Origin of the sequence: Streptomyces sp. NPDC045470 (assembly GCF_040646595.1) — a bacterium.
Taxonomy (GTDB): Bacteria; Actinomycetota; Actinomycetes; order Streptomycetales; family Streptomycetaceae; genus Streptomyces.
Window position 1 is genome coordinate 358,408 of sequence record NZ_JBEZAN010000002.1, and the last position, 14,069, is coordinate 372,476.

General features: G+C 71.4%; 12 protein-coding genes. 1 reads left to right on the plus strand and 11 read right to left on the minus strand.

Going from position 1 to position 14,069, the window contains the following annotated elements; translation table 11 throughout:
• Positions 1-14: 14 nt before the first annotated feature.
• From AB0A97_RS07995 to AB0A97_RS08005, 3 genes are all read right to left on the minus strand, one after another.
• A complete protein-coding gene (locus tag AB0A97_RS07995; protein ID WP_361146121.1) occupies positions 15-2,378 on the minus strand; it encodes a trypsin-like peptidase domain-containing protein in 2,364 nt (787 codons plus the stop codon).
• Positions 2,379-2,400: 22 nt separating this feature from the next.
• Positions 2,401-2,841: a CU044_2847 family protein gene (locus AB0A97_RS08000; RefSeq protein WP_361146124.1), complete on the minus strand. Its 441-nt coding sequence runs from the start codon at positions 2,839-2,841 to the stop codon at positions 2,401-2,403.
• Positions 2,842-2,904: 63 nt separating this feature from the next.
• A complete protein-coding gene (locus tag AB0A97_RS08005) occupies positions 2,905-3,765 on the minus strand; it encodes a thioesterase family protein (RefSeq protein WP_361146127.1) in 861 nt (286 codons plus the stop codon).
• Positions 3,766-3,902: 137 nt separating this feature from the next.
• Between AB0A97_RS08005 and AB0A97_RS08010 the strand changes: the two genes are divergently transcribed.
• On the plus strand, positions 3,903-4,520 hold the full coding sequence (locus AB0A97_RS08010; RefSeq protein WP_361146130.1) for a TRIC cation channel family protein: 618 nt from the start codon (positions 3,903-3,905) through the stop codon (positions 4,518-4,520).
• A 40-nt stretch (positions 4,521-4,560) separates the two neighbouring features.
• Here the strand turns inward: AB0A97_RS08010 and AB0A97_RS08015 are convergent, their stop codons facing one another.
• The 8 genes from AB0A97_RS08015 to AB0A97_RS08050 all read right to left on the minus strand — a co-directional run bounded on the left by AB0A97_RS08015 (position 4,561) and on the right by AB0A97_RS08050 (position 14,013).
• On the minus strand, positions 4,561-4,887 hold the full coding sequence (locus AB0A97_RS08015) for a DUF6191 domain-containing protein (protein ID WP_361146132.1): 327 nt from the start codon (positions 4,885-4,887) through the stop codon (positions 4,561-4,563).
• A gap of 255 nt (positions 4,888-5,142) precedes the next feature.
• A complete protein-coding gene (locus AB0A97_RS08020) occupies positions 5,143-6,204 on the minus strand; it encodes an alpha/beta hydrolase-fold protein (RefSeq protein WP_361146134.1) in 1,062 nt (353 codons plus the stop codon).
• A 152-nt stretch (positions 6,205-6,356) separates the two neighbouring features.
• Positions 6,357-7,760 carry a M1 family metallopeptidase gene (locus AB0A97_RS08025; RefSeq protein WP_361146136.1) on the minus strand — a complete coding sequence of 468 codons (1,404 nt, stop codon included), beginning with the start codon at positions 7,758-7,760 and terminating at the stop codon, positions 6,357-6,359.
• A gap of 121 nt (positions 7,761-7,881) precedes the next feature.
• Positions 7,882-8,712 (minus strand): class I SAM-dependent methyltransferase, encoded by an 831-nt coding sequence (locus AB0A97_RS08030; protein WP_361146139.1) that lies wholly within the window; start codon positions 8,710-8,712, stop codon positions 7,882-7,884.
• Between the two features lie 165 nt (positions 8,713-8,877).
• The gene (locus AB0A97_RS08035) at positions 8,878-9,969 is read right to left on the minus strand and encodes a dipeptide ABC transporter ATP-binding protein (protein ID WP_361146142.1); all 1,092 of its coding nucleotides are present in this window, start codon (positions 9,967-9,969) and stop codon (positions 8,878-8,880) included.
• Positions 9,966-11,060: an ABC transporter ATP-binding protein gene (locus AB0A97_RS08040; RefSeq protein ID WP_361147329.1), complete on the minus strand. Its 1,095-nt coding sequence runs from the start codon at positions 11,058-11,060 to the stop codon at positions 9,966-9,968. Before AB0A97_RS08040 ends, AB0A97_RS08035 begins: the two co-directional genes overlap by 4 nt.
• 116 nt (positions 11,061-11,176) lie before the next feature.
• Positions 11,177-12,187 carry an ABC transporter permease gene (locus AB0A97_RS08045; protein WP_361146145.1) on the minus strand — a complete coding sequence of 337 codons (1,011 nt, stop codon included), beginning with the start codon at positions 12,185-12,187 and terminating at the stop codon, positions 11,177-11,179.
• 77 nt (positions 12,188-12,264) lie between these two features.
• Positions 12,265-14,013 carry an ABC transporter substrate-binding protein gene (locus AB0A97_RS08050; protein WP_361146148.1) on the minus strand — a complete coding sequence of 583 codons (1,749 nt, stop codon included), beginning with the start codon at positions 14,011-14,013 and terminating at the stop codon, positions 12,265-12,267.
• Positions 14,014-14,069 lie beyond the last annotated feature (56 nt).

The following is a 14,069-nucleotide window of genomic DNA, read 5'->3' on the forward strand; positions in this document are numbered from 1 at the left end:
GCGTCATACCCGGGTCACGGCTGGGTCAGCACCCAGGCGTCCGGGGCCAGTTGCGGTGGCCGGTGGTCGGGCGCGTCGTACATCAAGGAGAGCTGGCGCCCCCGGTGGCCGGTGGACGTGGCCTCGGCGACCGCCTTAGCCCGCTCCAGCCGTACCGTCTCGGGGAGCTGGGTGTGGTGCCCGCCCTCGACCAGTTCGAGCAGGCCCGCCGCGACGCTCTCGCCGTGCTCCTCGCGGTGCCACAGGACCGTGTGGACGCCCGCCTGGACGCACTGGCGCAGCAGCGCCCCGTGGTGCCGGGGCTCGCAGCAGACGATCACCGTGCCCACCTCGGGCTGCATCTCCAGGCGGGCGCGGGCCACTTTGCGGTCGGTGCTGCCGTGGTCCAGGACGAGGCTGCGGGCGGTGTCCAGGGCCGCGGTGCGCCGCTTCCACCCGGCGTAGCTCGTACGCGAACGCTGGGCGGTGCGGATCACCACCCGGCGGGTGAAGCCCAGTCCGAAGGGGCCGTCCTCGTCGCTGTCGAAGGACTCCCAGCGGTCCACCGGCAGCCCGAGCCAGGCGGCGGGCAGGAAGAACTCGACGAGGGCGGGCTCGGGATCCTCGCGGATCTCCTCGACCAGCACCCGGTGGATGTCGTCCACGACCTGTTCGCTGGTCACCTCGGTGTCCCGGGCGAGGACGAGGTGGTGCGGGGCGTCGCCGCCGCTCCACGCCCAGACCTGGTACGTGTAGTGCCGTCCGGTGGCGGTGGGCAGCAGCTCCACCTGGACGCGCGGCACTCTCGACAGCCGCGCGCCGTCCTCGGTCCGGTGCCCGGACGGGCGGCTGCCGTTCGCCGAGGGGACGGAGCCCACCGGCGCGGGGCACACCGGTGCCGGGTCCGTCGGGGCCGTCTCCACCGGGGTCGTGCCCCGCGGCGCCATGCCCACCGACGCGCTCCCGACACCCGCCCAGCCGGCGGGCGGCCGCGTGTCGTGGTGAGCCGCGTGGTGGGCCGCGTGATGATCCGGGGGGCGGTCGGTGGGATGGACCGCCTGACGGACGGCCGGGTGGTCCGCCGCGGCCCGTACCCGTTCCGCGCGGTAGCCCCGTACATCGGCCGCGTACTGGCGTACGGCGGCCACGTCGACGCCCAGCCGGGCGGCGGTCCGCTCCGTCCATGCCTCCAGGTCCTCGGCGGGGTACGCGCCCGCCTCGCTCTCGTCGACGCCGATCCGCACCACTCCCTGAAGCAGCGGTGGCATGGGCTGGGCGCCCTGGGCCTCGAAGCCCTCCAGGACGTCGACGGTGTCGGCCAGCCCGGTGACCGCGGGCAGTTCGATGGCGTGCGGCAGTACGTCGGCGAGCAGCGCGCGCGGGTCCGTACGGCCGCAGTGCGCCAGCAGGCCGTTCAGGTCGCGCTGCTGTTTGCGGGTCAGGCACTCGCCGGGGCTGACGGCGCGGGCCACCCTGCGCAGCCGCTCCCACTGCGGCCCGCTGCCGGCCGGCATCACCTCCCGTACGACCTGGAGGAGTTCGGGCACGCCGCGCCGGACGCCCACGGCGAGGCCGACCAGCCGGTCGAGGTCGGCGCCGGGGCCCAGGGACGGCCGCAGCAGCCGGGAGGCGAGCAGTTCCTCGCAGCCGCGGACCGCGTCCGGGGTGGTCAGGATCGTCTCCAGGACGGCCAGCAGCTGCTGGACGCCGCGCCGGGCGGTGGGCACCGAGGGAGGCGGCAGCTCGGGCAGCTCGGCCTCGATCGCCGGGACGCTGATCGCGTAGAGGGTGGCCGCGGCCTGGGGCTGCCGGGTGCCGGCCGGGGCCCGGAGGTCGGCCACCACGAGTCCGACGACGGCCTGCCGGTCGCGGTCCCACAGCGGCCCGCCGCTGAAGCCTTCCCTGACCTCGGTGCCGCCGACCACGTCCAGCGCCACCCAGGGCGGTGCGGAGACCCGGGGCACCGCGCGCACGGTGGGCAGCGGGTGGCCGCTGGCCCACAGGGCGATGACCTCGTTGCCGTAGGCGTGCGGGAGGAAGGGGGCGGGCTCGGCCCCGGCGGGCGCGGGGCCCGGCAGGCGGAGCACGGCCAGGTCGCCGTGGTGGAGGTGCGCGCCGGGCGGTACGGGTCTGCTGCCGCCCGCCGTCGCGCGCGGCGGGCTCCACAGGGCGGGCTCCACCCGGGCGGTCAGGTCCCGGTCGGGCGCGACGTGCGGCAGCCGGACGCGGACCCCTTGGTCCGGGCCCGGCAGCGTCTGGTCGTAACGGTCCCGGCCCAGCGCGCTGTTGACGACGTGCGCGCAGGTGAGCACGAGGTCGTCGGCGAGCAGGACGCCGGCGCCCACGGCCCTTCCGGTGTCGCGAACCGAGACGAAGGAGCGGAACAGCGGCTGATCCACGCCGGACACCACCATGCCGTCCTCAGGTCGTGCTGCCGCTGCCGAGGTTCCAGGTGGCGGAGACCTTGAAGCTGGCCTCGCCCTGGCCGGAGAAGACCCCCAGGCTCAGGTCCGAGCCGAGGGTGACTCCGAACTCCACCGTGACCTCGTCCGGCCGGTGGTCCCCGGCGGCGAGCGAACGGTGGATGCTGCCCAGGACGGCGCCCAGCGGCCGCAGGGCGCCCTCCAGCGTCTCGCCGCCCCGGGTCAGCGCCCGTGCGACCCGTCCGTCCACGCTGACCGGGCGGGAGTGGCCGAAGCCGTCCGGCAGCTCCAGTCCGGTGTCGTCACCCTCCTCGGGCTTCTCGGGCCGGGCCGCGCCGTTCGGACCGGGCGCGCCGTGGGCGCCGGCCGGGGCCAAGTGCAGCCAGACGACGGTTTTTTCGCCGTTTGCACCGGTGCCTTCGTCAATACTCAGTGCCATGTCCCCCATGTGATCAGTCTGGCACGTCACCGGGGGCCGCCGCGCCCCCTTTGAAAGAGCGTTTCAGGCCATGGTGGGGACGGACCGCGGCGCGCGGGCCAGTTGGCGGGACTGGGCGACGAGATGGTCCGCGCTGTCCCAGACCTCCGCGTCCTCCTCCAGGAAGCCGCCCGCCAGGTTGCGGGTGGTGATGGCGACGCGCAACGGGCCGGGGGCCGGGCGGCGGCGGATGTGGGTGGTCAGCTCGACGGTGGGGACCCAGCCGGACAGGCCGATCTCGAAGGCGGTGGGCGGCAGCGCGTCGACCGTCAGCAGCAGCGACAGCGGGTCGGGGTCGCGGCCGTCGGCGAGGCCGAACCAGCCGCGCATCTCGCCGTTGCCGGAGGGCGCGCCGACGGCCCAGCCGCAGGTGGCCGGATCCAGCCGGATGGCGAGGCGGTCGGCGATGGCGGTGCTGCCCGGGATGGTGGGCTGCCCTCCGGGCGCGCTCTCGGTGCCCAGGCAGTGTTCGTACGGGGGGACGGCGGGCGGCTTGGCGGTGGTCCGTACGTCGTCGGTGAGGGTGTCGAGGTCGCCGTACGTGGCGAGCACCCGCAGCCGCTCGACCTCGCTGCCGTCCTCCTCGAACTGGACGAGGCTGGCGGTGCCGGTGGACAGGGCGCGGCCGGTGCGGACGACCTCGGTACGGATGACGGCGGGGCCGGGGACCGAGGCGGTCAGGTAGTGCGCGGTGACCGAGAAGGGGTCGGGGTGCGGCAGGGCGTCGCCGAGGGCGCGGCCCACCAGGGCGAGCAGGTAGCCGCCGTTGACCGCGTGGATGATCGTCCAGCCCGCGGAGAGGTCGGCCTCGTAGCGGCCGGGGGCGCGGCGGACGACCGCCGTGTCGCGGTCGAATTCGCTGTTACCTATGGTCACCTGTGCCATGCGCGGCACGCTACACGGATTTGTTACTGACCGGTAGACCCTTTTCCTTCAACCGCCCGGAGGCCGCCCCGCCAGGTGGCGGCCGCTGCGCGCCTCGGCCTGCGCGCCGCACCCCGGCGGCCTGAGATCATGGGCCCATGCTTCACGTGCTCTACCTGGTCGGCATCTCGGCCTTCGCCGCGAGCGGGGTGCTGGCCGCGTACCGCGCCAACATGGACCCGTTCGGCGGTCTGGTGCTCGCCTTCGCCGCCGCCACCTCCGGCGGCACCCTGCGCAGCCTGATCCTCGACGACCATCCGCTGTACTGGACCCACGACTGGGTCCTGCTCACGCTGATCGTCTGCGTCAGCGTCGGCACCATCATCTACCTGCGGTACTGGCAGCTCCCCCGCAAGTCGCTGCTGGTCGTCGACGCGGTCGGGCTCTCCGTCGTCACCGTCATCGCCGCCCGCGCCGCCATCGCGGCGGGCGCGACGCCGCTCGCCGTGATCATTCTCGCGGTGATGAGCGGAGTGGCGGGCGAGGTGATCCGCGACGTGCTGTGCGGCGAGTTCCCGCCGCTGCTGCTGCGCGAGGACGTCTACGCCATCGCGGCGCTCGCCGGCGCCGCCTCCTACCTGGGCCTGCACCACCTCCAGGTGCGCGCCGACATCGCCGCCGTGGTCTGCGCCGGACTGGTCTTCGCCCTCCGGATGGCGGCGGTCTACTTCGGCTTCCACCTGCCGCGTCCGCAGCAGCTCAAGCCGCGGGGTTAGGACGGGTCCGGCCGGCCGGCCCCCGCGGGCACCGTCCCGATCAGCGCACGCGCCGGGCCGCTTCCTCCGGCACCACGATGAACGCCGTGCCACCGGCCAGGTCGATACGGGAGCAGGGCGGCGCACCGTCGCTCTCGTCGTCCCGGCGCAGCAGTTCCACCCGCCGCTGCTCCAGCTCCGCCGCCTTGTTCCCGTTCACCACCGCCGTGAATTCGTCGAAGGCGATGCTCGACAACGAAGGTCCCGAGCGCCTGCGCAGCCACGGGATCAGGCCCAGTCCCGTGAACCACCGCCATACGCTCTCCACCAGGGCGGACAGGGCCAGCAGACACGCGAAGGCCGGGAACGACATGAGCCAGACCGTCACGGACGGCCCCCCGCTGTCCGCACCGCGGTCGCACCCGTCCCGTTGATCGCCATGGGCACCACTGTTCCGCGTCCGCGGCGCGCAGGGATCAGACCGGAGGACGACCCGCCTCCCCCATGCGGCGGAGGCACCGCACGGGGATCGGCGAAGCCGGGCTCCTGCCCATGGGCACGGTGCGCATTCGCCGCACGGGCCACGGCGGACCGGAGCAGGCACCTCCGCCTTGACGGCCTCCCGGCCCCCCCTGTTCCCGTACTACCCCGCCGGCCGCGGCGCCTCCAGCTCCTGGCTCAGCCACCCGAAGGCCGCCGGGTACATCCGCGTCCAGGTGCCGTAGTTGTGGCCGCCGGTCGGCAGCACCATCGTCCGTACCCGGGTCCTGGTGCCTTCGGCGGCCTTCTCGAAGCGCTCGATGTTGGCGGGCGGGCTGATCGGGTCCTGCGCCGAGGTCGCCAGGAACAGCCCCACGTCGGCCTTGGCGTGCCGGACCAGCCACTGCGGGCTGTTGCGCTGCCGCAGCGCCGGGTCGGTGAGCACGTCCGGGTCGCCGGTCAGCGGGTCGGGGTCGAAGGCGACGCCCGCGCCGAACGTCTTCGGGTACTGGAGCGGCAGCTTGGCCGCGCAGTACCCGCCCGTGGAGAAGCCCAGCAGCCCCCAGTTCTTCGGGCCCGGCGCGGTGCGGAAGTGGTGGCTGATCAGGTCCGTGACGTCGGTCGCCAGCCAGGTCGCGGTCCTGCGGTGCGGGGTGTCGGAGCAGTCGGTGTCCACGCTGCCCGGGTTGACGACGGGCAGGGCGAGGATGAAGGGGTGCGCCGCGTTCCCGTCGACGAGCTGCTGGAGGTCGCCGGGCATCCCGCCCTGTTCGAGCCAGGACTGCGGTGAGCCGGGTACGCCGTGCAGCAGCATCACGACCGGGAACCTGGTCTTCCGGTACGCCGGGTCGTCGTACTGCGGCGGTGTCCAGACCATCACCTGGCCGGACAGTCGGGACTTCGCCCCGCGGAAGTACGTGTCCTTGATGCCGTTCGGGCCGTCGTTGAACTTGGCGCGCGCGACCGGCGGCCCCGGCATGGCGACCGCGTCCTGCTCGGTGCCGAGCAGGTCGTCCCAGGAGGCGTAGAGACCGTAGCTGTTGTTGATGGCGACCGCGACGACGCAGATGGCGGTGAGCTGGCACAGGCCGATCAGGAGGATTCTGGCCAGCCAGCGCAGGGGCCGCGGCCCCCGGGCTCTCCCCCACAGCAGCAGCGTGGCGAGGACGGCGAGGACCGTCGCGATCACCAGCACCACGAAGAACGGGGTTCCGGTCAGACTCATCCGCGTCCCCTTTCACCGCTCGTACCACCATCGACGGTACGTGACACGGCCTGCCACGCCCCGGGGCCGGGCCCGCGCGCCGGAAGGTTTCCGCCGCGCGGGCCCGCCGGTGCGTCAGCGGCGGCGGCCTGGCCGGGGCCGTGCCGCGGCGCTCAGGGCAGGGCCGGCTTGCCGGTGGTGTACAGCCAGGTGTGGAAGAGGTCGCCGAGCCGCTGGCCGGACATCTTCTCCGCGAGGGCGATGAACTGCCGGGTGTCCGCGTTGCCGTAGCGGTGCTGCTTCGTCCACGCGGGCAGCAGCTCGAAGAACGCCCGGTCGCCGATCCGCTCGCGCAGCACCTGGAGCGTCATCGCGCCGCGCGTGTAGACCGAGCGGGAGAGCATGGTGTCCCGCTGCGGGTCGCCGATCTTCAGTTGCCAGAAGTCGGAGCCGGCCGGGCGGGCCGCGTACGCCGCGCGGAAGGCGTCGTACGCGCTGCGGGTGCCCTTGTGCTCGTCCCACAGCCACTGCGCGTACGAGGCGAAGCCCTCGTTGAGCCAGATGTACTGCCAGGTGCGGGGCGTGACGGAGTCGCCGAACCACTGGTGGGCGACCTCGTGGGCGATGGTCGACTCGCTGCGGACGGCCGAGTAGACCGGCTTGGTCTGGGTCTCCAGGGAGAAGTCGGCCTGCGGCACGTCGTCGACGATCGCGCCGGTCTCCTCGAAGGGGTACGGGCCGAAGACCCGCGCGAAGTAGTCGGTGGCGGCGGCGGTGACGCCGTAGACGTCGACGGTCCCGGTCGGCAGCTTCGGGTCGGTGGCGACGTAGATCGGTACGCCGCCGGGGGTGGTGCCCGTCCGGACGGTGAACTTCCCGATCGTGGCGGTGGCCAGGTAGGTCGCCATCGGCTTGCGCTCACGCCAGTGGAAGTACGCGCGCCCGTCCTCGTCGTACCGGTCCACCAGCCGCCCGTTGGAGACGCCGGTCAGGCCCTCGGGCGCGTCGATGCGGATGTCGTAGGTGGCCTTGTCGCCCGGGTGGTCGCTGGAGGGGAACCAGGTGGACGCGGCGTTCGGCTCGCAGGCCACGAAGACCCCGTCGTCGGTCTTCATCCACCCGTAGTCGGAGCCGAAGACGATGGGCCCGCCGAGCGGCAGCGGTACGCCTCCGTAGACGACCTCGACGGTGAATCGTTCGTCCTCTTCCAGGGGCCGCCGGGGCGTGACGGTGATCTCGTCGCCGGAGCGGCTGAACTTCGCGCGTCTGCCGTCCACCTCGATCGAGGTGACCGCCAGCTTCTGGAGGTCGAGGTGGAAGGAGCCGAGGTCCTGGGTGGCGCGCGCGGTCAGTTCCGTACGGCCGTCGAGGCGGCCGGTGGCGGGGTCGTAGCTGACGCCGAGGTCGTAGTGCAGGGCGTCGAAGCCGCCGTTGCCCAGGTTCGGGAAGTACGGGTCGCCGACGCCCGGGGCGCCGGGTGCGGCGGCGGGGGCCGCGGCGATGGAGAAGGCGGCGGCCACCGCGGTGGCCAGGGGGAGCAGACGAGCGGGGCGACGTGCTGAACGGGAGAGTGCCATGAGCCGTCCCTTCGAACACACGGATGCCGTCTGGTGAACAACCGCGCCGACTCTGCACTCTTCTGTCGCTTTTCACACGGAACTTTGCCAACTCGTCATACCACTCGGACCAGTTGACGCCTCAATCGGACTGCTGTCCCTGCTTTCCGGCCACATAGAGAATCTTGCGGCAGCCGTCCTCGTCCGGGACGTCGGTCAGCTTGCGGCCCTCGACACCGTGCGCCGCGATCAGCCGCAGCCCTCCGGCGGCCAACTGCCGGCGCACCGTGACGTCCGAGTGGTGGTGGTAGAGGTGCCGGGAGGACACCCGGCGCCAGGTGTCGTCATCCGTGCCCGGGCGCGCGAAGTAGTCGTGGGTGACGTCCACGACCCCGTCCGGCTCGACCGGTACGGGCCCGCCCCGCCACACGTCGAACCGGCCGTCCCGGTCCACCACCTTGGTCACCGCGTAGTCGCGCCGGAAACTGCCCAGCGTGGTCATGTCGAAGACGACGACGCCCCCGTCCGCGAGCTGCCGCCCCAGGCCCGCGAAGGCGGTGGCGAGCTGTTCGCCGGCCAGGTAGGCCAGCGGCTCGCCCATGCAGGTGACCACGTCGAAGGAGCCGAGGTCCGGCATGTCCCGCAGGTCGGCGACGACGAACGGGGTGCCGGCCGCCGCCGGCTTGGCGCGGGCGGCCTCGATCATCTCCGGCGACAGGTCGCAGCCGGTCACCGTGTACCCGAGGCGGTCCCGCAGGGCGAGGGTGCCCCGCCCGGTGCCGCACCCCGCGTCCAGCAGCCGCTTGCCGTCCGGCCCGTACCGTTCGACGAGCTTGCCGTAGAAGGTGACCCAGCGCAGCAGGTACGGGTCCTCGACGATGGTGTCGTAGTCCGCCGCGACCGCCGCGTAGGCGGTCAGCGCGGGGTCGGGGGCCGTGGCGTCGGCGTCGTGGGCTTCCTGCTGCGCGGACAAGGCACTACCTCCATGGGACCGGCCGACGGGCGCCGCCGGGGCGCCGCTGAATCTATGGTCGGCAAAACCGGCCGGTCAAGGGCGGCCGCGGACGCCCGGAGGCCGGTGCGGAGGCGGCGTTCCCGCTCGCCCCGCACCGGCCCCGCACGCCTCGTGTCCGCCGGCTCAGCCGCCGCTCCCCGCGGCGCCCGGCGTTCCCGCGCCGACGCCCTCCGGCGCGTTCTCCGGATGGTGGCAGGCCACCTTGTGGCCGCCGCGCAGCGCCACCAGCGGCGGCTCGGTGGTCGAGCACACCTCGGTCGCCTTCCAGCAGCGGGTACGGAACCGGCAGCCCGAGGGCGGGTCGATCGGCGAGGGCACGTCGCCGGTGAGCAGGATGCGGTCGCGCTGGGTGCGCCGCTTGGGGTCGGGCACCGGCACGGCCGACAGCAGCGCCTTGGTGTACGGGTGCATCGGCGCCTCGTACAGCGCCTTGCGGTCGGCCAGCTCCACGATCTTGCCGAGGTACATCACGGCGATCCGGTCCGAGACGTGCCGGATGACGGACAGGTCGTGCGCGATGATGACGTAGGTCAGGCCCAGCTCGTCCTGGAGGTCGTCCATGAGGTTGACGACCTGCGCCTGGATGGAGACGTCCAGTGCGGAGACCGGCTCGTCGGCCACGACCAGCTTGGGCTTGAGGGCCAGCGCCCGCGCGATGCCGATGCGCTGCCGCTGACCGCCGGAGAACTCGTGCGGATAGCGGTTGTAGTGCTCCGGGCTCAGGCCCACCAGCTCCAGCAGCCGCTGCACCTCCTTCTTGACGCCGCCCTCGGGCTCGACGCCCTGGAGGCGGAAGGGGGTGCCGACGATGCCGCCGATGGTGTGCCGCGGGTTCAGCGAGCCGTACGGGTCCTGGAAGATCATCTGTACGTCGCGGCGCATCGGGCGCAGCCGCCCCGGCGACAGGTGGGTGATGTCCCGGCCCTCGAACTCGATGGAGCCGCCGGTCGGCTCGTCCAGCCGGGTGATCAGCCGGCCCATCGTCGACTTGCCGCAGCCGGACTCACCGACCACGCCCAGGGTCTCCCCCGGCCGTACGTCGAAGTCGATGCCGTCGACCGCCTGCACCGCGCCCACCTGCCGCTTGAGCAGGCCCTTGGTGATCGGGAAGTGCCGTACCAGGCCGCGTACCTTCAGCAGCGGCGCGGCGTCGGCGCTCTCGTCGGTCCCGTCCGTCGTACCGGCGGCGACGCCGGTCTCATCAGTCTCGGTCACAGCTTCGGCGCAATCTCTTCGGTCCAGATACGCTCCCGCTCCTCCTGCGCCAGGTGGCACGCGGCGACGTGTCCGCCGCCGCCGGCCTCGCGCAGTTCGGGGCGGACCGTGCGGGTGACGTTGTCCTTGGGGACGTCCGCGTACGGGCAGCGGGGGTTGAAGGCACAGCCGCCGGGGACGTTGATCAGGCTGGGCGGCGATCCCTTGACCGGGATCAGGCGCTCGGTCTGCTCGCGGTCGATGCGCGGCATCGACCCCAGCAGGCCCCAGGTGTACGGGTGCTGCGGCTCGTAGAAGACCTTCTCCGCCGGGCCGCGCTCGATGCAGCGGCCCCCGTACATCACCAGCAACTGGTCCGCCAGCTCGGCGACCACCCCCAGGTCGTGGGTGATGATGATGACCGCCGAGCCGAACTCCTTCTGGAGGTCGCGGATCAGGTCGAGGATCTGCGCCTGGACCGTCACGTCCAGGGCGGTGGTCGGCTCGTCGGCGATCAGCAGTTCGGGGTTGTTGACCAGCGCCATGGCGATCATCGCGCGCTGGCGCATACCGCCGGAGAACTGGTGCGGGTGGTCGTCCACCCGCTTGTCGGGCTGCGGGATGCCCACCCGGTCCAGCATCTCGACGGCCCGCTTGCGCGCGGTCTTCTTGTCGACGTCGTGATGGACCCGGTACGCCTCCACGATCTGGTTGCCGACCGTGTAGTACGGGTGCAGTGCGGACAACGGGTCCTGGAAGATCATCGCCATCTCGCGGCCGCGCAGCCTGCGCACCTCGTCCGGGTCGGCGCCGACCAGCTCCTTGCCGTCCAGCCAGATCTCCCCCGACATGTCCACCTTGGCGCGCTGCTGCCGGGAGGCCCGGTGCAGGCCCATGACGGCGAGCGAGGTGACGGACTTGCCGGAGCCGGACTCGCCGACGATGCCGAGGGTGCGGCCCTTCTCCAGAGTGAAGGAGAGGCCGTCCACGGACTTCACGATGCCGTCGTCGGTGGGGAAGTGCACCTTCAGGTCGCGCACTTCCAGGAAGGCGGTGGGCGCCCCCGAGCCGGCCGCGGCCGGTTCGCCGACCGCGGCGCCCGTCTTCGTCAGGTCGGCCGCGGCGGCAGGCCGCGCGGCCGGGGTGGTGCCCGGACCGGCGGCATCCGGGGTGGTGCCTCCGGCGCCGGGGCCGGCGGTGGGGCCGGTGGTGGAGTCTGGGGAGTCGGTCACGAGAGCCTCACCCGCGGGTCGACGGCGGCGTACAGAACGTCCACCACCAGGTTGCATATGACGATGAAGAACGCGGCGAGCAAGGTGACGCCGAGGATGTTCGGCAGGTCGTTGGCGTTGATCGCCTCGACGGCGAACGCGCCGACCCCCTTGAGGGAGAAGACCTGTTCGGTGATGAGCGCACCGCCGAGCAGCAGGCCCACGTCCATGCCGAACACCGTGATGATCGGGGTGAGCGCGGCACGCAGGCCGTGGCGCACCACGACCTTGCGCTCGCCCAGCCCCTTGGCGCGCGCGGTACGGATGTAGTCCTCGCTCAGCGTCTCCAACATGCCCGCTCTGGTCAGGCGTGCATAGAGGGCGGAGTAGAGGAAGGCCAGGGTGATCCAGGGAAGCACCAGCGTCTGGGCCCACATGAAGGGGTCCTCGAACAGCGGCACGTAGTCGCTGCGCTCGATGATCGGCCACTGGTAGGTGAACAGGGCCAGCGCCAGCGCGCCGGTGAAGAACATGGGCAGCGACACACCGGCCAGCGCGATGCTCATCGCCACCCGGTCGAAGACCGAGCCGGGGCGCAGCGCGGAGAGCACGCCGGTGGCTACACCGGAGACCAGCCACACGACGGCCGCACCGGCGGCCAGCGAGACGGTCACCGGGAGCCGGGTCTGGATCTCCGGCCAGACCTCCAGGTGGGTCTTGAAGGAGTAGCCGAAGCACGGCACGTTGCACGTGGCGGCGTCCGGGCCGAACTTGTAGTCGACTCCGACGAAGATGCCCTTCAAAAAGTCCCAGTACTGTACGAAGACCGGCTTGTCGAAGCCGAGGTTCTTCTTCACCGCGGCGAGGTCCGCGGCCGATGGGGCCTTTCCGATGTACTGCGCGGCCAACTGGTCAGCGGTCTGTCCGGCCAGTTTCGGCAGCACGAAGAAGATGCCGAAGGTGACCGCGCTGACGATCAGCAGCAGAATCACCGCGCTGATCAACCTGCGGATGAGGTACGCGAACACGGGACTGCGGCGTCGGCGCCGCGGGCCGGACCGGCCGGCCCGCGGACACCAATGCCTTCACCTGCCTTCCGGGGCTGCTACTTCTTGACGCCGATGTTGAGGTAGTCGTACTCACCGCTGTAGGCGGAGGTGGACACCAGGTTGGTGGCCTTCGGCGAGCGGTACAGCAGGATCTTGAAGTAGGTCAGCGGGACGATGACCGCTTGCTCCATCGTCTTCTTGTCGATCTCCGCGTAGTCCTTCTCGCGCTGTGCCTGGTCGCTGGTGGCGATGGCTTCGTCGAGCAGCTTGTTGATGGCCGGGTCGTCCAGCTCGGAGAGGTTGGAGTTGCCGGACTTCTGGATCGCCTTGCCGTTGACGATCTGGTTCAGGTAGCCGAAGCCGGTCGGGTAGTCCGAGCCCCACTGCATCATCATCAGACCGATGTTGTTCTTCTTGGTGAACTCCGGCACGCCCGCGTAGTCCGAGAAGTACTTGCCGCTCGGGTACGTCTGGATCTTGGCGTCGATGCCGATCTTCTTCAGCGAGCCGACCACCGAGGTCGCCGCGTCCACCTCGTCCTGCCGGTCGCTGCGGGCGCTGATCGTGGTGCTCACGTTGCCGGCGCCGCACGCCTGCCACTGCTTCTTGGCCTCGGTCAGGTCGAGGTTCTCACCGTTGTACTTCTGCGGGTACTGGTCGAACTTCTGGTACCCGGCGAGGTCGGTGGGCAGCACGGTGGTGGCGATGTCACCGCGGATCGGCCCGCCCTGCGCGGTCTGCACGGCCTTCTTGTCGACCGCGTACTGCACGGCCCGGCGGCACTCGACCTTGTCGAACGGCGCGACCTTGGGGTTGATCGCCACGTACGACAGGCGCTGGCCGAGCGCGTTGTCGGTGTTGGCCTTCTCCTTGGCGCTCGTCAGGAGCTGGGCCTGGGTCTGGGCGTCCACCCCGCGGCCGGCCATGTCGATGTGCGTGTTGCCGGCCTTCAGGTCCTTGTCGATCGTCGACTGGGCGACCTTCATGTTCAGCACGATCTTGTCCGGAAGCTGCTTGCGCAGCGGGTCGGTCTTGGCGTCCCAGTTCGGGTTGCGGACGAGGACGACCTTCTTGCCCTCCTCGTAGGTGTCGAACTTGTAGCTGCCCGAGGAGGCGATGTTCTTGGTGTAGTCCGCGCCCTTGTCCCTGGCCTTCGGCACCGGCGCCGTCTGCGGGGCGCTGACCAGGTAGTCGAACTCCGCGAACGGCTGCTTGAGGCGGAAGACGATGGTCTGGTCGTCCGGCGTCTCGATGGACTTCAGCCCCTCCGGGCTCGGGTCCTTGTACGGTCCCTTGTAGCCGCCCTCGTTGTCCTTGAGGTACGTCTGGAAGTAGTTCGGGCCGAGCGAGAGCACATCACGCGCGAAGTTGCTGCGCTCCACCGCGTACTTGACGTCCTTCGAGGTGATCGGCTTGCCGTCGTCGTACTTGAGGCCCTTGCGGAGCTTGTACGTCCAGGTCTTGTTGCCGTCGCTGGACTTGCCCATCGACTCGGCGAGGTCCGGCACCAGCTCGTTGCCCTTGAGGCCCGGCCCCGGCTTGAAGGTGGTGAGCGGACGCGCGTACAGACGGCTGAAGTTCCAGACGTAGGCGTAGTACGTGTTGCCCGGGTCGTAGGACTCGGGGGCGTCGCTCATCGCGTACGTGAGCGTGCCGCCCTTCTCGTCCGAGGCGTTGACGATGCCCTTGGTGGCGGCGTTCGCCTCGGCCGAGCCGCTGCTCGAACTCTTGCCGCTGCAGCCGGCCAGCAACAGGCCCGCACTGGTGAGGGCCGCGATCGTTGCGACCGGGACTGACCTTCGCATAATGGTCGGTTTCCCCTTCGTTGGTCGGAAACTTGGGTGGGTGCTGCCGGGCGTAC

Excerpts from the sequence above, each read along its gene's own strand:
- AB0A97_RS08050 (WP_361146148.1), bottom strand. The coding sequence starts at position 14,013 with ATGCGAAGGTCAGTCCCGGTCGCAACGATCGCGGCCCTCACCAGTGCG.
- AB0A97_RS08000 (WP_361146124.1), bottom strand. The coding sequence starts at position 2,841 with ATGGCACTGAGTATTGACGAAGGCACCGGTGCAAACGGCGAAAAAACC.
- AB0A97_RS08010 (WP_361146130.1), top strand. The coding sequence starts at position 3,903 with ATGCTTCACGTGCTCTACCTGGTCGGCATCTCGGCCTTCGCCGCGAGC.
- AB0A97_RS08025 (WP_361146136.1), bottom strand. The coding sequence starts at position 7,760 with ATGGCACTCTCCCGTTCAGCACGTCGCCCCGCTCGTCTGCTCCCCCTG.
- AB0A97_RS08005 (WP_361146127.1), bottom strand. The coding sequence starts at position 3,765 with ATGGCACAGGTGACCATAGGTAACAGCGAATTCGACCGCGACACGGCG.
- AB0A97_RS08020 (WP_361146134.1), bottom strand. The coding sequence starts at position 6,204 with ATGAGTCTGACCGGAACCCCGTTCTTCGTGGTGCTGGTGATCGCGACG.